Source organism: Sodalis sp. RH14 (genome assembly GCF_047324285.1).
In the GTDB taxonomy this organism is placed as follows: domain Bacteria; phylum Pseudomonadota; class Gammaproteobacteria; order Enterobacterales; family Enterobacteriaceae; genus Acerihabitans.
The window spans coordinates 5,716,380-5,734,794 of the sequence record NZ_CP178739.1 but is presented as its reverse complement, the minus strand read 5'-3'; the positions used below and the strand labels follow the sequence as shown (position 1 = coordinate 5,734,794).

At 56.6% G+C, this 18,415-nt stretch carries 19 protein-coding genes; 9 read left to right on the top strand and 10 right to left on the bottom strand.

Annotation, left to right across the window (positions count from 1 at the left end; translation table 11 throughout):
* On the bottom strand, positions 1 to 306 hold the full coding sequence (locus ACL2XQ_RS26065; RefSeq protein WP_410012878.1) for a PTS sugar transporter subunit IIB: 306 nt from the start codon (positions 304 to 306) through the stop codon (positions 1 to 3).
* Positions 307 to 599: 293 nt separating this feature from the next.
* Between ACL2XQ_RS26065 and ACL2XQ_RS26060 the strand changes: the two genes are divergently transcribed.
* The 5 genes from ACL2XQ_RS26060 to ACL2XQ_RS26040 all read left to right on the top strand — a co-directional run bounded on the left by ACL2XQ_RS26060 (position 600) and on the right by ACL2XQ_RS26040 (position 4,997).
* The gene (locus tag ACL2XQ_RS26060; protein WP_413721746.1) at positions 600 to 1,199 is read left to right on the top strand and encodes a DUF3313 family protein; all 600 of its coding nucleotides are present in this window, start codon (positions 600 to 602) and stop codon (positions 1,197 to 1,199) included.
* A 198-nt stretch (positions 1,200 to 1,397) separates the two neighbouring features.
* Positions 1,398 to 2,279: a glucose-1-phosphate thymidylyltransferase RfbA gene (rfbA, locus tag ACL2XQ_RS26055; protein WP_410012880.1), complete on the top strand. Its 882-nt coding sequence runs from the start codon at positions 1,398 to 1,400 to the stop codon at positions 2,277 to 2,279.
* On the top strand, positions 2,276 to 2,839 hold the full coding sequence (gene rfbC / locus ACL2XQ_RS26050) for a dTDP-4-dehydrorhamnose 3,5-epimerase (protein WP_410012881.1): 564 nt from the start codon (positions 2,276 to 2,278) through the stop codon (positions 2,837 to 2,839). Before rfbA ends, rfbC begins: the two co-directional genes overlap by 4 nt.
* Before the next feature lie 4 nt (positions 2,840 to 2,843).
* Positions 2,844 to 3,710, top strand: a complete 867-nt coding sequence (locus ACL2XQ_RS26045; protein ID WP_413739857.1) for an SDR family oxidoreductase — start codon at positions 2,844 to 2,846, stop codon at positions 3,708 to 3,710.
* Between the two features lie 6 nt (positions 3,711 to 3,716).
* Complete coding sequence (locus ACL2XQ_RS26040) at positions 3,717 to 4,997, top strand: glycosyltransferase (RefSeq protein WP_413739856.1); 1,281 nt, start codon at positions 3,717 to 3,719, stop codon at positions 4,995 to 4,997.
* A 48-nt stretch (positions 4,998 to 5,045) separates the two neighbouring features.
* Here ACL2XQ_RS26040 and ACL2XQ_RS26035 read toward each other — a convergent pair whose 3' ends face one another.
* From ACL2XQ_RS26035 to ACL2XQ_RS26025, 3 genes are read right to left on the bottom strand one after another with little or no spacing between them, the layout of a single operon-like run.
* Positions 5,046 to 5,984 (bottom strand): glycosyltransferase family 2 protein, encoded by a 939-nt coding sequence (locus tag ACL2XQ_RS26035; RefSeq protein ID WP_413731590.1) that lies wholly within the window; start codon positions 5,982 to 5,984, stop codon positions 5,046 to 5,048.
* Between the two features lie 45 nt (positions 5,985 to 6,029).
* Positions 6,030 to 7,088: a dTDP-glucose 4,6-dehydratase gene (rfbB, locus tag ACL2XQ_RS26030; RefSeq protein ID WP_413721743.1), complete on the bottom strand. Its 1,059-nt coding sequence runs from the start codon at positions 7,086 to 7,088 to the stop codon at positions 6,030 to 6,032.
* A gap of 4 nt (positions 7,089 to 7,092) precedes the next feature.
* On the bottom strand, positions 7,093 to 8,040 hold the full coding sequence (locus tag ACL2XQ_RS26025) for a glycosyltransferase family 2 protein (protein WP_413721742.1): 948 nt from the start codon (positions 8,038 to 8,040) through the stop codon (positions 7,093 to 7,095).
* A 277-nt stretch (positions 8,041 to 8,317) separates the two neighbouring features.
* On the opposite strand from ACL2XQ_RS26025, the gene ACL2XQ_RS26020 reads away from it, so the two are divergent.
* Together ACL2XQ_RS26020 and ACL2XQ_RS26015 are read left to right on the top strand one after the other, a co-directional pair.
* A complete protein-coding gene (locus ACL2XQ_RS26020; protein ID WP_410012887.1) occupies positions 8,318 to 9,097 on the top strand; it encodes an ABC transporter permease in 780 nt (259 codons plus the stop codon).
* A gap of 31 nt (positions 9,098 to 9,128) precedes the next feature.
* On the top strand, positions 9,129 to 9,848 hold the full coding sequence (locus tag ACL2XQ_RS26015) for an ABC transporter ATP-binding protein (RefSeq protein ID WP_413731592.1): 720 nt from the start codon (positions 9,129 to 9,131) through the stop codon (positions 9,846 to 9,848).
* 15 nt (positions 9,849 to 9,863) lie between these two features.
* Here the strand turns inward: ACL2XQ_RS26015 and ACL2XQ_RS26010 are convergent, their stop codons facing one another.
* Positions 9,864 to 10,652: a sulfite exporter TauE/SafE family protein gene (locus tag ACL2XQ_RS26010; RefSeq protein ID WP_413731593.1), complete on the bottom strand. Its 789-nt coding sequence runs from the start codon at positions 10,650 to 10,652 to the stop codon at positions 9,864 to 9,866.
* A gap of 181 nt (positions 10,653 to 10,833) precedes the next feature.
* Between ACL2XQ_RS26010 and ACL2XQ_RS26005 the strand changes: the two genes are divergently transcribed.
* Positions 10,834 to 11,625, top strand: coding sequence for an AraC family transcriptional regulator (locus tag ACL2XQ_RS26005; RefSeq protein WP_413739855.1), 792 nt, complete (start codon positions 10,834 to 10,836; stop codon positions 11,623 to 11,625).
* A gap of 11 nt (positions 11,626 to 11,636) precedes the next feature.
* Here the strand turns inward: ACL2XQ_RS26005 and ACL2XQ_RS26000 are convergent, their stop codons facing one another.
* The 5 genes from ACL2XQ_RS26000 to ACL2XQ_RS25980 all read right to left on the bottom strand — a co-directional run bounded on the left by ACL2XQ_RS26000 (position 11,637) and on the right by ACL2XQ_RS25980 (position 15,388).
* Positions 11,637 to 12,062, bottom strand: coding sequence for an ExbD/TolR family protein (locus tag ACL2XQ_RS26000; protein WP_413727459.1), 426 nt, complete (start codon positions 12,060 to 12,062; stop codon positions 11,637 to 11,639).
* Positions 12,063 to 12,083: 21 nt separating this feature from the next.
* Positions 12,084 to 12,839 carry a MotA/TolQ/ExbB proton channel family protein gene (locus tag ACL2XQ_RS25995; protein ID WP_413721739.1) on the bottom strand — a complete coding sequence of 252 codons (756 nt, stop codon included), beginning with the start codon at positions 12,837 to 12,839 and terminating at the stop codon, positions 12,084 to 12,086.
* Between the two features lie 59 nt (positions 12,840 to 12,898).
* Positions 12,899 to 13,756, bottom strand: coding sequence for a TonB family protein (locus ACL2XQ_RS25990; RefSeq protein WP_413739854.1), 858 nt, complete (start codon positions 13,754 to 13,756; stop codon positions 12,899 to 12,901).
* A gap of 135 nt (positions 13,757 to 13,891) precedes the next feature.
* The gene (locus ACL2XQ_RS25985) at positions 13,892 to 14,851 is read right to left on the bottom strand and encodes a FecR family protein (protein WP_410016677.1); all 960 of its coding nucleotides are present in this window, start codon (positions 14,849 to 14,851) and stop codon (positions 13,892 to 13,894) included.
* An 18-nt stretch (positions 14,852 to 14,869) separates the two neighbouring features.
* Positions 14,870 to 15,388 carry a sigma-70 family RNA polymerase sigma factor gene (locus ACL2XQ_RS25980; RefSeq protein WP_410012894.1) on the bottom strand — a complete coding sequence of 173 codons (519 nt, stop codon included), beginning with the start codon at positions 15,386 to 15,388 and terminating at the stop codon, positions 14,870 to 14,872.
* 574 nt (positions 15,389 to 15,962) lie between these two features.
* Here ACL2XQ_RS25980 and ACL2XQ_RS25975 point away from each other — a divergent pair.
* Entirely contained in the window at positions 15,963 to 18,407 is a 2,445-nt protein-coding gene (locus tag ACL2XQ_RS25975) for a TonB-dependent siderophore receptor (RefSeq protein ID WP_410012895.1), read from the top strand.
* Positions 18,408 to 18,415: the final 8 nt, after the last annotated feature.

Below are 18,415 nucleotides of genomic sequence, written 5' to 3'. Positions count from 1 at the left end.
TTATTTAATCAGGGAAAGGGCGAAATCCAGCACCTTGTCGCCGCGCTGCATGCCGTAATCCATCATATCGATGGCGGCCACCGGGATATCCTGCGCCGCCGTTTTGGCCGAAAGCGAAGCCAACATATATTTGACCTGCGGACCCAGCAGCACCACCTGGTAGCGGGCGAACTGCCCGTCGAATTCGCTCACGCCGTAGGCGTCGATTTTCACATCCAGCCCGCGTTTTTCAGCCTCGGCCTGCATTTTTCTCACCAGCATGCTGGTGGACATCCCGGCGGAACAGCACAACATAATGCTTTTCATTTTCAGCCTCTGGGGAAAGGGAAGTTACGAGCGCCATTGGACACAAAACGGAAACCGGTTTCCATTCATTTGCGCCGCTTTTGTGAGGCCACTCAAGTAATCGGGGCGGGGCGGGTGGGAATGTGTGAAACAGCTCACGCGGCCAATGCCTGGCGGGTGCCAGGGGTTGGCCGGACGCGCCCCATGGCGGTAATTCGCCGGCGCCGGCGGCCGGGGTCGCTTTCTCCGGCGGCGGATGATAATTTGGTGGGCATCGGCGCGGCAAGCGGCCAGGCATTATCACCGGAGTCAATATGCGTTATCAGCGTCAGCGGACATTAAGCCTGGCAGCGGCGGTCCTGCTGTTATCGGCCTGCAGCACCACCATGCCGACCAAAGCCAGTGGGTTTCTCGGTTCCTACGATCGCCTGGCGCCATCGCCCGACGGCAGCCAACGCAGGCTGCGCACGCCGTATGCGCTGGATCCGGCGCATACGGTTATCGCCACGGTGGAATGGCGGGTAAAGAAGGGCGATTCGCTGTCCCCGCTCGAGCGCGCCAGGCTGCTCAACGAACTGCGCGCGGGACTCCAGGCGCAGATCAACCGCCTGCCGGCGGCGGCTGAAGGCCGCCCGGCGGAAATCCGCGCCGCGATCACCGATATCGCCACCGTATCCCCCTCGTTAAACGTGCTGAGCGTGGCGATGTTTGCCGCGCCCCTGGACCGGGGCGGGGCGTCGGTGGAAATCGAGGCGCTGGATCCCGGCTCCCGCCAGCAGCTGGCGGCCATCAGCATCGGCTATTTTGCCCCGCTTAGCGATCTCAAGGCGCGGTTCAGCGCCCTCGCCCCGGCATCCATTGCGCTGAATAAGGCGGCCGCGGAGTTCGGTCCGTTATTACGTCCGGCCGATTGAGATAATAATAAGTTTCCGGCGCGCGGGTATTTATTCTCGCCAAATACGCTATATTAAGGGAATTGCACCGCAACCAATAAAATTGTATTCAAGGAAAATAGGTAACGAATAGTTAATCATCAATTTTTTGCAATATTTCCGTAAACTCTATCCCCATATCCTGGGCAGGGTGCGCTCCGAGCGTTGAGGACTATTTAAATGGAACGGAAAGGAATCATTCTCGCCGGCGGTGCGGGCACACGCCTGCATCCTGCCACCTTGGCCATCTCTAAACAGCTTTTGCCTGTATTCGATAAACCGATGATATATTATCCGCTAAGCACCCTGATGCTTGCCGGTATAAAAAATATATTAATTATCTCCACCGAGCAGGATACGCCGCGCTTCCAACAATTGTTAGGCAGCGGGGAACAATGGGGAATCAATCTGAATTACCAGGTACAGCCCTCCCCCGATGGCCTCGCGCAGGCGTTTATCCTGGCGGAATCATTTTTGAATGGCCACCCCTGCGCGCTGATCCTGGGGGATAATATCTTTCACGGTCATGATTTGCCAAAACTACTGAATACAGCCATGGGTTGCGATAAGGGGGCCTGCGCCTTCGCTTATCACGTCCATGACCCGCAACGCTACGGTATCGTAAAATTCGGCCCGGGAGGAAAAGTCGTCAGTCTCGAGGAAAAACCGATCAATCCTAATTCCACCTGCGCGGTAACCGGACTGTATTTTTACGATGAGGAGGTCTGTGAATTAACTAAAACGTTAACACCTTCACCGCGCGGTGAATTGGAAATTACCGATTTAAACCGGCTCTATCTGGAAAAAGAGGCGCTGACGGTGCACGTCATGGGCCGGGGATACACCTGGCTGGACGCGGGCACTCATACGGCATTATTGGAGGCGGGGCAATTTATCGCCACGCTTGAAAGCCGGCAGGGATTAAAAGTGTCTTGCCCGGAGGAAATTGCTTACAAACAGCGGTGGATCGACGAACGGCAGCTTGCCGCGCTGGCCCGGCCGTTAATGAAAAATAGTTATGGACAATATCTGAAATTTTTACTGGAAGAAAATACGCCATGAAATTCACCCCCCAGTCTATTTCCGACGTCGTGTTAATTGAACCCACGTTATTTGCAGATGGACGCGGTTATTTTTATGAAAGCTTTAATTTGGAGAAATTCCAATGGGCCGTTAAGCGCGACCTGTGTTTTGTCCAGAACAATGAATCTTTTTCCGGGCAACATGTGATTCGCGGCTTGCATTATCAAATTCACCGGCCGCAGGGCAAACTGGTGCGCGTGGTGGCGGGAGAGGTGTTTGATGTGGCGGTGGATTTGCGCCGCCAGTCACCGACTTTCGGCCGCTGGACGGGAGCGCTGCTGTCCGCGGACAATCACCACCAGCTGTGGATCCCGCAGGGGTTTGCCCACGGATTCCAGGTCATGTCCGCCACGGCCAAACTGCAATATATGGTAACCGATTACTGGTGTCCGCAATACGACCGCTGCATCCGTTTCGACGATCCCGATATCCGGGTGACATGGCGGGAGATAACGGCGCCCGACGGCGGGCCCGTTGAACCGACATTATCCGCCAAGGACCAGCGCGGCAACCTGCTGGCCGATGCCGAGGTATTTTAACGTTATGGAAAAAATATTCCTTACCGGCGGTACCGGCATGCTCGGTAGCTATGTCACCGTCACGCTTAACGATCGCGGCTACGAGATTATCGTTGCCGATCGCCGCCATTTCGATTTAGCCAATCACAAGGCCATCTATGACTACGTAAAAGAGATCGCGCCGGATGTGGTCCTGCATTTTGCCGCCGAAACCGATGTGGATCTCTGTGAGCGCGAACCGGCGCGGGCCGGCATCTGCAATCACCTGGCAACGGAACAAATCGCCAGGGCGGCCCAGGCTTGCGGTGCCTGGATGTTATATATTTCCTCGTCGAACGTTTTTGGCGCCGAGGGCAAGATAAGCTATAACGAACTGGATATCCCCCTGCCGACCAATTATTACGGACGCTCGAAACTTAACGGCGAAGAGGCGGTCAGGTCCAACTGTCCGGATAATCACCTGATATTGCGCGCCGGCTGGATGATAGGTGGCGGTCCGGGGAAGGATCATAAATTTGTCGGCAAGATTGTCCGGCAAATCAAGGACGGCGCTACCGAACTTAAAGCGGTCAGCGATCGTCTGGGCAGTATTACCTCCGCCGGTCAGTTGAGCGCTTTTATTATGAATGCGATGGCGAATCGCCAGACGGGAACCTTTCATTTTGCCAGCCACGGTACCATCAGTCGTTTTGATATCGCGCGCGCCATCGGCGATATATTAAAGTTCCAGGGCGATATCGTGCCGGTGGAGTCGTCCCGATTCCCTTTGTCCGCGCCGCGTCCCTTTTCCGAGGGCATCCAATCCATTTATCTTCCGTCGTTGGATACTGCGTGCGCACCGGGTTATTGGAAGGATGATCTGGCAAGCTATGTTGCCTCATTTCAGGGATGAAACGGCATGATAAAAAGTAAAATGCACTATTTTTTTCACTATGCCCGTGAATTTGGCTATGGCAACGCGCTGATATTTTCGTTATTCAAGCTCTGTCCCCGCTTTTTTGTTTTATTGCATCAAAAAGTCAATGCCGGCACGAATACGGTGTGGCCGGAAATGGCGACGGTGGACCCTGTCGTTTCCGCTAGCGCCGTGCTGGATTATATCCCCTGGACCGCCTATGGCGGCGCGCCGGTTGCCGCCCGCAGTAAAGAGGAACGGCCGGCCTTTATCTGGTTTGTCCCGGATTGGTCTAATGTCTGGGGCGGGGGCCATTATACCTTATTTCGTTTTGCCAACCATTTTGCTAAATATGATACCCGGAATATTATATTTATTTATAACAATGAACGCCACGCTTCTCCGGCGCAATTACAGGAGGAGTTAATGCAAGCCTTGCCCGGCTGTTTATTGGAAGTGATTACCGACCCCACCCTGCTTCCCGCGTGCGCCGGCGCTATCGCCACCACCTGGCAATCCGCATACCAGGTGCGGGCATTCCCGTTCGCGCGCCAGAAATTCTATTTTATGCAGGATTATGAAAGCCTGTTTTATGCCTATGGCACGGCGTCCATGCAGGCCAACGCCACCTATGGTTTTGGTTTTACCGGTATTACCGGCGGGGGCTGGCTTAAGCAATGTTACGAGTCCCATGGCGGCCGCGCGCGGAACTATGTGTTTGCCGCCGATCGCAACATCTTTTATCCGGCGGCGGGCGAACCGAGGGTGCGCAAGACGGTATCTAGGCTGTTCTTTTACGGCCGGCCGTCTACGGAGCGCCGCTGCTTCGATTTGGGCATGGCGTCGCTGAAGAAAATCGCCCGCCATTTCCCCGATGTCGACATCGTGATTGCCGGCCTGGACTTAAAAGCCCGCCCGCCGTTCCCGGCCACCCTGCTGGGCAATATGACGCTTAAAGACACCGGGGATCTGTATCGCACCTGCGATCTGGGCATGGCGTTCTCCGGTACTAATCTGTCGTACCTGCCGGTGGAGTTAATGGCCTGCGGCGTGCCGGTTATTTCCAATAATGGACCGCAGGTGGAGTGGTTTTGCCGCCACGGCGTCAACGCCTGGCTGGCGGATCCCACCCCGCAGGCCATGCTGGAGGCGTTTACCGCGCTCTATCACGATCGCATGCTGCGGCAAACCCTGGCGGACGGCGGTTTGGCCGCCATGGCGCCGCTGGACTGGGAAGGGCAGATGACGGACATCTATGAGTACGTCGCGGCTAATAGCGGATGACATAGCCTGTTTTCCCACCCGGCTTGGCGCGGGACAACCGCGCCGGGCCTATTCGCCCGGCGTAATCTTGCCGCGGTCAATCATGCCCTCCACCCCCATTACGCCGTCCCGGATGCCGCGCAGCATCATGCGCAGGCGCCGCGCCCGACGCTTGCCGGCAAGCAGGAAGAAGACCAGGAACAGCGCCAGGCGATAAAGATGGGCGAGACGCCAGGTCATGCTCATCGGCGTGCGGCGTACCATAACAAGGGTATTGCGGAAGAGATAATAATTTCTCAGCGGGTTATGTTGCGGCACCTCGCGCCAGCGGCCGCACCAGATTTTGACTACCCCGTGGCCTAACGTATGGCGCAGAACCGCCTGCTGCGCGCCAAACAGGCGGTAGCCGCGGTGAGCGGCGCGAAAGCACCATTCGGTATCGACGTGATCGATAAAAAAGCCGCTGTTCATCAGGCCAATCTCCCGCAGCGCCGTGGCGCGGATCAGCATGCCGGAGGAGATAAGGAAATCTGTTTCCGCGTAGCCCCCGCGGCGGGGATAGCGGCGGCGAATAAACAGGCTTTGTTTGCGCACGAAGCCTGAACGGGTGGCGGTGCGTCTGTCCACTTGGGTCGGACCGACCGCGCCGACCTGGATATTGTCGGCTAAGAGCCGGGTTTCCAGCAGCAACAGCTGCGCCACCATATCGGCGGCCGGGATACTGTCGTGATCCAGCAGCAACACATGGGTGCAATGCAGGTCCAGCGCCCGCCTGATGCCACGGTTCTGGGCGGCGGCGATGCCGAGATTGCCGGGCTGGGGCAGGATATGCCGGCGCGGCGAGCCGTGGGCGAATGCCAGCAGGCCCGCTACGCATGCGGCGGCGGATCCGTTATCGACGATCACCACTTCCTGTACCTGCCCGTCGACGGCGGCGAGCAGTTCGGACAGCACGTCCGGGTCGGGATGATAGGTGACGATTACCGCGCCAACACAAGGCGAAGCCATTTTTCTATACGTCCCGACGCGTATCCACGGACATCAGGGGCAACATCATAAATACTGTTTCTCCACCCAGCGGGTATACGCGCCGTTGACGACGTTGCCGACCCAGTCCTGATGGTCCAGATACCATTGTACGGTCTTGCGGATGCCGGTCTCGAAGGTTTCCGCCGGCCGCCAGCCCAGTTCGGCCTCGATCTTCGTGGCGTCGATGGCATAACGGCGATCGTGCCCCGGCCGGTCTTTGATAAAGCGGATTTGCCCGGCGTAAGGCTTGCCGTCCGCCCTCGGCCGCAGCGTATCAAGCAGGAAGCAGATTTTAGTTATTACATCGATATTGCTATGCTCGTTCCATCCGCCGATGTTATAGGTTTCCCCCACCCGGCCGGAGGCCAGGACGCAGCGAATGGCCGCGCAGTGATCCTTCACGTATAGCCAGTCCCTGATTTGCCGTCCGTCGCCGTAGACCGGCAGGGGGTTGCCGGCCAGCGCCTGGTGGATTACCAGCGGGATCAGCTTTTCCGGAAAATGATACGGGCCATAGTTGTTCGAACAATGGGTGGTAATCGCCGGCAGGCCGTAGGTATGGCAATAGGCCCGCACCAAAAGATCGCTTGCCGCCTTGCTGGCGGAATAGGGGCTATTGGGCAGATAGTTATCGGTTTCACGAAAGGCCGGCGCGCCGGCGTCCAGGGTGCCGTAGACTTCGTCGGTGGACACGTGAATAAAACGAAAACCGGTCCTGACGGCACTATCGGCGCAGTCCAGGTATAACCGCACGCTGTCGAGTAAATTGAAGGTGCCGACCACATTGGTCTGGATAAACTCGCCGGGGTTGAGAATGGAGCGATCGACGTGGCTTTCGGCGGCAAAATGGACCACGCACCGGGGCTGATAGATTTTCAGCAGACTGTCGACCACATCGCGATCGCCAATATCGCCACGGATAAAGATATAGCGCGGATCGTCGGCCAGTCCCGCCAGGTTTTGCCGGTTTCCGGCATAGGTCAGCTTGTCGAGGTTGATTACCCGTTCGTCGTGCTGCGCCAACCAATCCAGGACAAAGTTCGCGCCGATAAATCCCGCCCCGCCCGTTACCAATATACTCATAGCCTCAAATCTTCCTGAAAATCACGGCGAAAAATAACCCTATGTTTCCCAATAGAGTCTGACGATAGATGCCGGTCTGCTTTAACACTTTCAACCTGGCGAACAAGGGCACATCACGGCCGCGGATAAAGGTATGCAGCAGCCCGATGTTTTCCCGCTTCAATTGATTTTTGGCCAGCAGCAGCGCCATGATATTGCGATCGACCCACTGGCGGAATTCGCCGCGCCATAACATCTTGAGGCGGCGTATTTTGTTGTTAACGCCTTTATTGGTGCCCACCAGATTATTGGCATGCTGGCGATAGCGTACCGACGGATAGTCGTCATAAATCACGCAGCCGCCGCAGCCGGTGACCAGCAGATAGGTCCACCAGTCATGGGAGACAATATTGACCCGCCCGGCTTCCAGCAGCAGGCCGCGCGCCGCGTGGTTAAATATCATGGTATTGCCGCCGCCCAGGCTTTGCGTCAGCGCGTTGGCAAAACTCGGCGGCTTGCGAAATAACGGCGAAAAACCGATTTCACGGTTGCATTCATCCACCAGCCGGGTTCTGGAGCAGTACATGGCAGGTTCCGTCTGTCCTTTGGGCGCGAGAATAGCCAGCGCCCGCGCCAGTTTATCCGGCTCCCAGATATCGTCCTGATCGGCGTAAGCATAATAATCCGCCTTGATTGCCGGGTTACATATCAGCGACAGGAAATTGCCGGCGAAGCCCTGGCGCGGACCTGCCAGCAGGGTAAGCCTGCGCGCGCCGCAGCGTTGCGCGAAGGTGGAAATTATCGCCAGGCTTGCGTCCTGCGAGCCGTCGTCGGAAATCCATAACGACCAATCATTGCAGGTTTGCCGCGCAATGGATTCCAATTGCATAGCAAGAAATTCCTGGGCGTTGTAGGTGCCCATCACTATTGCGACCTTATTCCTGTCGGCGTTCTGCGGCTGCAAGGTATCCAAACGAGTCCCTCTCCCTCTCCGGCAAATAATGGCCTCGATACGGCGATGAGGCAGGCATCCATTGCGGAAATGCTAGTACAGGAATGGTCGCCGGCGCAGGGAATAGAGTGTTTACCCGGGTGAAAAAGATATTGCGGCTGTAGCAATTGGTGGCGTGCCGGTAAATCACTACACTGGGTGCCACGGAGGCGGGACCTGATGACGCCCCCGGGTCCGGGCAATGCCGGATGTGAACTTTTATCCTTTCTACCACCGCGCTTTAGGATGAGCCGCCGCAATGGACTTTGCTTTTAACGACTTGCTTAACAGTCTGCGCCACCTGCCGCTGATCGGCCATTTGGCCTACAGCGACACCAAAGCGCGGTATAAGCGCAGCATGCTGGGGCCGCTGTGGCTCACGCTTGGCGCGGCCATCGGCGTGGTCGGCCTGGGCCTGGTCTGGAGCCAGCTGCTCAACCAGGAGCGCAGCCAGCTTATCCCTTCGCTGACCGTGGGATTGCTGTTATGGCAATTCATCTCAGGCTGCGTGACGGAAAGCACCTCGGTGTTTGTGCGCCAGGCGCAGATTATCCGCAACCTGCAATTGCCTTTTTTTATCCATCCCATCCAGCTGATGGCGCGCCAGTCCATTACGCTGCTGCATAACCTGATAGTGCTGGTCCTGGTGCTGCTGGTCTATCCCCAGCCGGCGGGATGGGTCACGTTGCTCTGCCTGCCCGGCCTGGCGCTGGTGCTGGTTAACCTGCTGTGGATGTCGGTGCTGCTGGGGTTAATCGGCGCCCGGTTCCGCGACGTGGAGCAAATCGTGCAGTCGCTGATGCCGATAGTCTTTTTCCTGACGCCGGTTATCTATAAGGCGGGCCATGCCGGCGTGAACCAGGCGATTATCTGGATGAATCCTTTTACCTATTTTATCGCCCTGGTGCGTGAACCTCTTTTCGGCGCGGCGCCGGGGGCCTTTGTCTACCTGACGGCGGGGGCCATGGCCGTGCTGGGCTGGACGGCGACGCTGATACTGTTTAACCGCCGCGCTCCGCGTCTGGCATTTTGGATTTAACCGCGCGGTTCTTTGGGGTGGAACTCTTCTTATGGCTTCTCTTGTCTTTGATAATGTCACGGTCGCGTATCCGATTTACAACGCCCATGCGCAATCCCTGCGTAATCAGCTGGTCAGGATCGGCACCGGCGGCCGCATCGGCAAGGGCGCCGGCGCCATCGTCACGGTGACCGCGCTGGATCGGGTGAGTTTTCGCTTGCAGAGCGGCGATGCCGTGGGGTTGATTGGACATAACGGCGCAGGCAAGAGCACCCTGCTGCGAACCATGGCCGGCATTTACAGCGCTACCGCCGGCGTGGTGACGCGCACGGGGTCGGTGGCGACGGTGTTCGAGCTGGGCGCAGGCATGGACCCCGAATTGTCCGGTTATGAAAATATCATGCGCATGCTGCTGTTGATGGGGCATTCCCGGGCACAGGCCAGGGCCGCCGTGGCGGATATCGAGGATTTTAGCGAACTGGGCAACTTTCTGGCCCTGCCGGTGCGCACCTATTCATCCGGGATGACCATGCGGCTGATGTTTGCCGTGGCCACCTCGGTGCGGCCCGATATCCTGCTGATTGACGAAATGTTCGGCACGGGCGACGCCGCTTTTCGGCAAAAGGCCGAGACGCGCATGCAGGACTGGATTGCCGGGACCGATATTTTTGTTTTTGCCTCCCATGACCTGGGATTGGTCAAACGGTTGTGCAATCGCCTTTTCCGCCTGGAGCACGGCGCTATCCATGAGGAGGATATCCAGGCGCTCTGACGGTCGCCGCGCATCCTAGAGCGCGATGGCCAGCAGCACCGCCGCCAGTAAACCGACGTATATCCCGGCATGTAGCGCGTCGTTTACCGGCGGGATACACTTTTTCGCCAGCCAGATGCCGCTAAAACCCGCGATAATCAGCAAACCCAGGATCTTGAGATTGATAAAACCGATATAATCCAGGCCCCAGTCGCGGCCCCACGCCGCAACGGCGTATATCGCCGAACCCGCCAGCGCCACCGGCAGGGATAAAGGATTGGCGGCGCTGACGCAATGCTTCATCGCGTAGCCGTGCCGGCGCAGTAAAGGCACCGTCATAACGCTGCCGCCCACCCCCAGCATGGCGGCAACGGCGCCGATGGCGAGACCCGCTCCCGCCGAGACGGTGCCTGACAAGCGTTTTTCCGCCGGACGGTCGAGAAAACCGCGGCGAAAAACACAATCCATTAGGGTCAGCAGCATATAGAGAATAAACAATACCCGGATGATCCGATCCGTTAATATTAAGGATAATAGCGCGCCGCCCAGCGCACCCGCGGCAATAAAATAGATCATGGGCAATACGGTTTCTTTTAGCAGGCCCCCCGCGCGCCATTGCATGATAGTGGCATAACCTGAATTCACCACCATCACCGCCGTCGAGGTGGCGACCGCGATATGCATAGCCTCATGAGATAGCCCGGGCGTGGCCGATACCAGATGATAAACGAAGGGCACCACCACAAAACCGCCGCCGAAGCCGAACATAATGGTGGTAATACCGGTGAGCAAGCCGGCGGCGAGTATGATGATGATTTCGTTCATATCCTATTTCCTGCGGTTAATGATGCCTGATAGCCCTGGCGGTGAATAAGCAAGGCTTGGGGTTATTCCGGGCGGGTTTATACGGGGCAGGGGGATAATAGGCGTCCGTGGCGGCGTTTACTTGATATTACCAATCAACTATCATCGAGATTCGGTCATTTCACGTCATGCCGGGCGGTGAATGTACAATATTGCCATAAACGATGTCGATCATGTGGCGCGTCCGGTCGTCGCCATCGGCACTGATTATCCGCGGGGGTTTTTCCTGCCCGCCCACCGGCACCGGCGCGCGCAGCTGCTGTACGGCGCGTCGGGCGTGATGCATGTCCGCACCCGTACCGGCAGTTGGATCGTGCCCCCGCAGCATGCGGTCTGGGTGCCGCCGGAGATGGAGCACAGCGTACGTTTCGAGGGGGTTTCCACCCGCAGCCTGTATATCGAACCGGAATCGGTCCGGCCGCTGTTTGCCATAGACCGTTGCCGTATCGTCACGGTATCCCCCTTGCTGCGCCAGCTGCTTATCGAGGCGGTGGCCGTAACGCCGCTGTATGATCCGGCGGGGCGCGACGGACAGTTGATTAACCTGTTGCTGCATGAGCTGGCGCTAATGCCCGGCGTACCGTTTGATATTCCCTTGCCGGAGGACGCGCGCCTGCTGGCGCTGTGCCGGCAGTTCCTTGATCACCCGACCATACACCAGCCGTCGGAAGAATGGGCGGCGCGGTTTTTTATGAGCATCAGCACCTTCAGGCGTTTTTTCCGCCAGCAAACCGGCATGGCTTGCGCGCAATGGCGCCGCAGGGCATGTGTCGTACTGGCGCTGGCCCGGCTCGCCGACGGCGAACCGGTCACCGCCATCGCCTTCGATCTCGGTTACGAAAGCAGCGCCGCGTTCGCCACCATGTTCAGACGCGAACTGGGTCATGCGCCGTCGATCTACTTCCCGCAGCGGATGGGGTTGGCGCAAAGCTGACGGCGGCGAGCTCAGGCACCGTGTTTATCGACGATAAAATCAAACTTGGTCAGACCGACGCTCTGTGCGCTGGTCATGATAAATGAGACGCGGCCATATTCCGACGCTTTATCGGCGTAAATGCGCAGGTGGGGAAGTTGCGGCAGTTTTGCGGTCTCTTCCAGCCGGGATTTAAAGGTAGCGTCATCCACCGCCTGCTTATCCCAGGCGATACTGCCGTCGGCCATGACCGAGATATCAACGGATTTAACGTCTTTATCCACCACGCTGGCATTGGCTTTGGGCAGATTTACCTTTACCGAGTGATTGATCACCGGCAGGGTGATCATAAATACAATCAGTAGCACCAGCATGACATCGATAAACGGCGTCATATTAATATCGTTGACCAGGGGCTCTTCGTCTATCTCGAATTGTGAATTACCGGATATGCTCATTTTTACTCCTCTCACTTGCCTTTACATCGACTGACCGGCGCGAAACGGCTGGACACGATTACCGGCCGTGGCGTCGCCGGCCCGCAGTTCGGTGACATCGCCGGTGGTAATACGCGAGCCGGTGAGATAGTAGGCATGCAGATCGTGGGCGAAGCGGGCGATGGCATGCTGCAGGCCGCGGTTGCGCCGGCTGATGGTGTTGAATCCCAGCACCGCCGGAATAGCGACGAACAGGCCGAACGCCGTCATGATCAACGCTTCGCCCACCGGGCCGGCGACGTGGGCCAGATCCGGCTGATCCGCCAGGCTGATGGACTGCAGCGCATGATAGATGCCCCAGACGGTACCTAATAGCCCGACAAACGGCGCGGTGCTGCCGATGGAGGCAAGGATGCCAAGGCCCGCTTGCAGACGCGCGCTGCTGTCGTCGATACTGTTTTTCAGGCCGCGCGCCAGCCAGTCGCTAATATCCAGATTATTACTGATACTGGTCTCTACATTGTATTGGTGAGACATCGCGGCATGGCCGGCGATCGCCAGTTCGCGAAACGGATTGTTGCCGCCGTCGCCCAATGAATCAATGGCGGACGGTAAATTCTTTTCGCTCCAAAACCGGTTTTTAGTGCGCTGGGCGATTTTACGCAGTCCCGCTCCCTGGATGCATTTAATCACAATCACCGACCAGGACATTACGGACATGACCAGCAGCACCAGGGCCACCGCGCGGGTGATTATGTCGCCCTGCTGCCAAACGTGCTCAATGCCAAACTCATTCATTTTGCTACCTCGATTATCAAAAAAGGCTATCGGTAATATTCATGCGCCGCCCGTGAGAGCTAGCGGGTTAATTTAAACGTAATGGGCTGCACCGTCATAACAGCGATCGCCTGGCCGTTTTCCACATAGGGGTTGCAGCGTATCCGGGATACTGCCGCCATTGCCGCCTGATCCAGGTCGTCATAACCGCTGCTGCGCGCAACGTCGCTGCGGCCCAGGGTGCCGTTGGCGTTGATCACCAGCCGGATCAGTACCTCGCCTTCCTCCTGCAGCCGTTTTGCCTTGCGCGGATAGTCTGGCGCCGGTACCTGGCAGCCGACGGTGGAAACCGTCTTCGGCACGGCATTGGGCACGCTTTTCAGCATTTCACCCTGAGAGGTCGCCGGCAGGGCCGCCTGGTCGGCGACCTTGGCATTTTGTAGCGGTGACGGCTTTGCCTGTGCTTGCGAACGAGATATCACCGGCTCAGGCTTGGGTTTTACGATGATTTTGGGTTTCGGCTTGAGCTGCGGTTTTGGCGGCGGCGGTGTTTCCGGCTTGATTTCCGGCGCAGCCACAACCGGAGCCGCCTCGGTTTGCGCCACGTCGCGTTCGCCGTTATCCGCGGTCAGCACCGGCGGCGTTTCAGTAACCTGGGGCACCGGCGGCGCCTCGGGCTGCGGCGCTTCGACCATGGTCACCTCGACGCTGGTCTGCTCGGCGGGATTGATGATGTCCAGCGGTCGATATTGCGTGGTATGGGTAATCGCCACGGCAATCAGCGCCAAATGCGCCAGCACCACGGCGGCAATGGTTAATTTAGGCTGATAATTTTTTTTCGGCGCCGAGGCGAGCGCGGACAACAGCGTCGCCGTCGCCGTCGCCGTCAGTGCAGGCACTTCGATTTTATCTTTCAACATCCGGTGCTGTGCTTTCACCCCTACCTCGTGATAAATCCTGACTGCCCGCAAATATGTATTACCAGCAATCTCTGGAAGACTTATTTTCTATGTGCAACGAGGAATAAAAAGTGACACCGGCGTTGGCAAAAAAAAGCGCAGAATTGAAAAAAATCATGCGTCGGCCGCGGTGATGCGGATCCAATAGCCGGTGGTGCGGGTAATGGCAATCGGCATGGTCTGAGCCAAGGCGTCGAGCGCATAGGGTACATCGTCCAGCGGGAAGTTGCCGCTGACGCGCAGATTGGCTATCGCCGGATCCAGGCGGATAACCGCCGGGCTGTAATTTTTCAGCGCAGCGATCACCGAGCTTAACGGCGTATCCCTCACTTCCAGCCTGCCCTGGGTCCAGGCTATTTCCGCGTAAGGGGAAATGCCCACCGGCATCAACGTATGCTGATTAAACCACAGGCCGTGGCCGGCCCCGACTTGTTGGCTGCCGCCACGCCGGTTCGTCACCTTTACCACCGACTCCAGCACCGCCAGATGAATACCCCCGGATTCCTGGCGTACGTGAAAAAGTCCCTCCCCGGCCAGGATTTGTCCCATGGCGGTATTGACGCTAAACGGGCGATTGCCGTCGCCCACCACGCGGGCAATAATGCCGCCGGTGCGTAACTCAACGCTGCGCACGGTCTCGCTGAGGGAAATATTCAGCGCCGTGCGGGCGTTCAAATCCAGGGTGCTGCCGTCATCGAGCTCAATACGCCGCCGTTGGCCGGTGTCGGTATGCACATCGGTCAACAGATAGGGCAAAGGGTATTTTTGGTTTACCACCGTCCCGCCGACCATGGCAATAGCGGCCACGCCCAGCGCGTTTTGCAGGAATTTACGCCGGCTGGAAGGCGCCAGCAGAGTCTGGCGCACGTTTTCCGGCGGCATGGCGTGCGTCAGGAACTGGATTTTACCCAGGGTGGTTTCAATTTTGGCGCAGGCAGCGTCATGGCTGGCATCGGCATAACGCCAGCGTTCATATTCCCTGAAATCCTCCTCCGTGGCTTCGCCGGAACGCAGCAGCACCATCCATTCAATGGCGTGCTGGGCGGCGGCGTCGGGATGCTGGGTTAATTTTATCATGCGTTGTTCAACCGGTTATTCATGTTGGCCAGCGGTTATCAGATAACAGCTGGTGAGCGCTTTCGCCACATACTTGCGCACCATACTGGTGGAGACGCCCAGCTCTTGTGCTATTTCCGCATAGGTCATGCCGTCAAGCTGATTAAACAAGAACGCCTTGCGGGCATTAATGGATAAACCGTCCAGCGCCCGGTCAATGGCCAGTAAAGACTCAATTACCAGTTCCTGTTCTTCCGGCGAAGGATGACAGAGCTGCGGGTTGCCCGCTAACGCTTTCAGATAGGCCTGCTCCAGGTCGCGGCGCCGCCAGTTTTCATACAACACCCGCTGGGCGAGCGTGGTGAGCATGGCCCGCGGCTCGCGGATATTGAGCAGTTCAGGAATTGCCGCCAGCCGTACAAACGCCTCGGACGCAATATCCTCCGCGCCGGTGCCATGGCTGATACGCCGTCTTAATTTGTCAGTGAGCCAACGGTAATCACTGCGAAAAATAAACGTTAATACATCTGAACGGTTGGTAAATTCGCCAGGCATCGTCTTGTCCGTCTTGCTAAATCTAACGTAAATACCTTTCTCAGGCTTTCAAATAAGGACCGTTACGGCCAATCCTCAGTTTTGCCGCTCTTTCCTGCGTTGCGTGTCAGCGCGGGGGGAGTGGAATGAGCATTCAAGCCTGGCCAGCAATAAGCGAGCCAATAATTTTTACATCTAGGTTATATCCATAGAGTATAAGTATATTTTTTTATTAACTAAGGCCGCTTTTGTTATAAGGCCGTAACTGCAAGCCGTTTTGTACAACAAACGAAAACAAACGTGCACTGTTGTCGATCAATGCACGTTTTTTTGCACCAATTCAGTACCGCAGAAGCCATTTTACCCTCAGCTTTTGAGCGTTAACCGAAAGTCTACGCGCAACAACTTTATCCGTTAAAATAAAAACAGTAATGTAATTAATAAATTAAGTTAAAAATCCCGATAAGTCGCAAAAAAATAAATATAACCCGGTGACACATTTTTTCCCTCATTGCACATACCCACTGAGATGAAACGCAGACCCCTACCAAACTGGCGTCGCTTAACCTTTGCCTTTTCTCCGGGAGCCGTAACAATGAATGCAGTACTGCAACGCGCAAGGAAAACTCGTTTTACCCCAGGCCGGCTGGCGTTGGCGATTGATTTAACATTTGCCGTGGCGGGTATGGCGCTGATATTGCCGCAAACGGCTTATGCCGCGCCGGCGGCTTTAGCTCATTATTCAGTACCGGCGGGTTCCCTGGAGCAAGGGCTATTAACCATAGCGCGGCAAAGCCAACAGACCATCTCATTTGATCCTAAACTGGTGGCCCCTTACCAGGCTAAACCCGTTGACGGCCGCTATACCCTGGAACAGGTCATTTTACAACAGTTGCAGGGTACGCCGCTGTCTGTCACCACCACTGCCAACGGCACCCTGACCATTGATGCCGTCACCACGGCCAAGCCGCTCACCGCCTCGTCGGATTTACAGGCGGCGCAGGACAGCGGCCAGACGCTGCCGACTATTACCGTCAGCGGCGGCGCCGAGCAAAGCGAAGACGCCACGGTCTATAATCCGTCAATGTCCAGTTCCGCCACCCGCACTAATTTATCATTGCAGGATACCGCGCAGTCGGTGCAGGTGGTCAGCCGCAAACTGATCGAAGACCGCCAGGCGGTCTCGGTGGAGGATGCGTTGCGCAACGCCGGCGGCGTCACGATGCAGGGCGGTAATCGCGGTATTAATTCGATAAATATTCGTGGATTTAACGTCACCTCCGGCTCTACGGACGGCGTTTCCAACCCCAACAGCACCATGAACGGCAGCGCCACCGGCTATTCCAATATCGACGGTATCGAGCGTGTCGAGGTACTGAAAGGGCCACAGGCGGTGCTGGCGGGCAACAGTTCTCCCGCCGGTTCGGTCAACATAGTGCGTAAAGCCCCCACGGCCGATCCGCTGCATACGCTAAAATTCGAGGTCGCCAAGTATGGCGAAGTGAAAACCGCCATCGATCTCGGCGGCCCGATAAACGATGACAAAACCTTTCAATACCGTTTTAACGCTTCCACTATGCGGGCAGATAACAGCTTTCCTGATTTTAACGGCAAGCGCGCCGATTATGTTGCGCCGGTGCTGGCCTGGGTAACGGATAAAACCAAATTTAAAGTAGGCGCGGAATTCAGTACCGGCAGAACCTCAGGACCTGCGGCGACCCTGTATAACAACGGCCGTATTCAGCGCCTGCCGGAATATCGTCTGGGGGATAAAGATAATCATTTTGCGGGCAATGCGAAAACCGCCTATTATGAATTCAACCAGAATTTAAGCGACAACTGGTCTTTTAACAGTAAAGCCACCTATCTTGATAATACCCTTAATTATCGCATTCATGAGACTTACGTGGCGTACCCCAACGGCTCGTTGGTCACTCATGAGCTGGGCAATAAGCAGGATTTAAATTCATTAAGCCTGCAAAACGATATTCGCGGCAAGATTGATATGGGCCCGTTAACCCATAATATCTTGGTCGGCTACGACTATCAGCATTCAAAAACCACCAGCTGGGATTTATCTGACGGCAGGATTTTCACCACCGCCAACTACAACGATCCCGACAGCCTGTCGTTTCCCGATATCCCCGACCCCACCTTTAAATCCTATAAAAACACCCAGGATCAAAGGGGGCTGATATTGCAAGACCAGATCGATTTCTGGAAAAAATTGCATCTCCAGCTTTCCGCTAAGCGGGCTGAATGGACGATGCAAAGCACGGCGAATTACTCCGCCACCCGTCATGTGACCTCGTTTTCAGATGAGACCAAATGGATACCCAGCTATGGCATCAGCTATGATATCACGCCGGAAGTGACGGTCTATGCCAACCTGCTTAATAGCTTCGAAACCGTCGGCACGATCAATACCCTTACCGGTAAACCGTTGGCGCCGTCGACCGGTAAATCCAAGGAGGCTGGGTTTAAATTTAACCTGCTGGACGATAACCTGACCATTACCACAGCGGTATTCCATATCGTGCAGGACAATGTGGTGGTCTACAATATCGCCGGCGACGCGGTCGGCGCGCAGGGGCGGGAAACCAAAGGCTTCGATTTTGATTTAAACGGCCAGATTTTACCGGGATGGAATATCACCACCAGCTACACCTTTGCCCAGCCTAAGGATCCGGATACCACCGATCTTACCGGCTATAAAACCAAGGTTACCGCACAGCCCAAACACTCCGGTAGCCTCTGGACTACCTACGAACTACAGCAGGGGAGTTTGCAAGGCCTGGGCGCCGGCGTAGGCGTAGAGGCGGCCAGCAACACGGTCAACGGCTATACGGGTAATTACTTCAAAATGGGTGGCTGGGCCCAGACCGACGCCTCTATTTTTTACCATCAGCCGAAATATACCGTCACCCTGGGCGTGAAAAATATCTTTGACCGCGATCTGTATTATTACTCGACCACACCAACGTATATCGGCGTCAAGCCAGGCCGTACCGCCAGGTTATCGGTGACCTATTCGTTTTAAGCAATGGA

What these genes read in the sequence shown, in the direction of transcription:
- ACL2XQ_RS25975 (WP_410012895.1), top strand. Translation starts at nt 15,963, where the DNA reads ATGAATGCAGTACTGCAACGCGCAAGGAAAACTCGTTTTACCCCAGGC.
- ACL2XQ_RS26020 (WP_410012887.1), top strand. Translation starts at nt 8,318, where the DNA reads ATGGACTTTGCTTTTAACGACTTGCTTAACAGTCTGCGCCACCTGCCG.
- rfbA (WP_410012880.1), top strand. Translation starts at nt 1,398, where the DNA reads ATGGAACGGAAAGGAATCATTCTCGCCGGCGGTGCGGGCACACGCCTG.
- ACL2XQ_RS26045 (WP_413739857.1), top strand. Translation starts at nt 2,844, where the DNA reads ATGGAAAAAATATTCCTTACCGGCGGTACCGGCATGCTCGGTAGCTAT.
- rfbB (WP_413721743.1), bottom strand. Translation starts at nt 7,088, where the DNA reads ATGAGTATATTGGTAACGGGCGGGGCGGGATTTATCGGCGCGAACTTT.
- ACL2XQ_RS26015 (WP_413731592.1), top strand. Translation starts at nt 9,129, where the DNA reads ATGGCTTCTCTTGTCTTTGATAATGTCACGGTCGCGTATCCGATTTAC.
- rfbC (WP_410012881.1), top strand. Translation starts at nt 2,276, where the DNA reads ATGAAATTCACCCCCCAGTCTATTTCCGACGTCGTGTTAATTGAACCC.
- ACL2XQ_RS26060 (WP_413721746.1), top strand. Translation starts at nt 600, where the DNA reads ATGCGTTATCAGCGTCAGCGGACATTAAGCCTGGCAGCGGCGGTCCTG.
- ACL2XQ_RS26065 (WP_410012878.1), bottom strand. Translation starts at nt 306, where the DNA reads ATGAAAAGCATTATGTTGTGCTGTTCCGCCGGGATGTCCACCAGCATG.
- ACL2XQ_RS26000 (WP_413727459.1), bottom strand. Translation starts at nt 12,062, where the DNA reads ATGAGCATATCCGGTAATTCACAATTCGAGATAGACGAAGAGCCCCTG.
- ACL2XQ_RS25980 (WP_410012894.1), bottom strand. Translation starts at nt 15,388, where the DNA reads ATGCCTGGCGAATTTACCAACCGTTCAGATGTATTAACGTTTATTTTT.
- ACL2XQ_RS25995 (WP_413721739.1), bottom strand. Translation starts at nt 12,839, where the DNA reads ATGAATGAGTTTGGCATTGAGCACGTTTGGCAGCAGGGCGACATAATC.
- ACL2XQ_RS26010 (WP_413731593.1), bottom strand. Translation starts at nt 10,652, where the DNA reads ATGAACGAAATCATCATCATACTCGCCGCCGGCTTGCTCACCGGTATT.
- ACL2XQ_RS26005 (WP_413739855.1), top strand. Translation starts at nt 10,834, where the DNA reads ATGTACAATATTGCCATAAACGATGTCGATCATGTGGCGCGTCCGGTC.
- ACL2XQ_RS26040 (WP_413739856.1), top strand. Translation starts at nt 3,717, where the DNA reads ATGATAAAAAGTAAAATGCACTATTTTTTTCACTATGCCCGTGAATTT.
- ACL2XQ_RS26035 (WP_413731590.1), bottom strand. Translation starts at nt 5,984, where the DNA reads ATGGCTTCGCCTTGTGTTGGCGCGGTAATCGTCACCTATCATCCCGAC.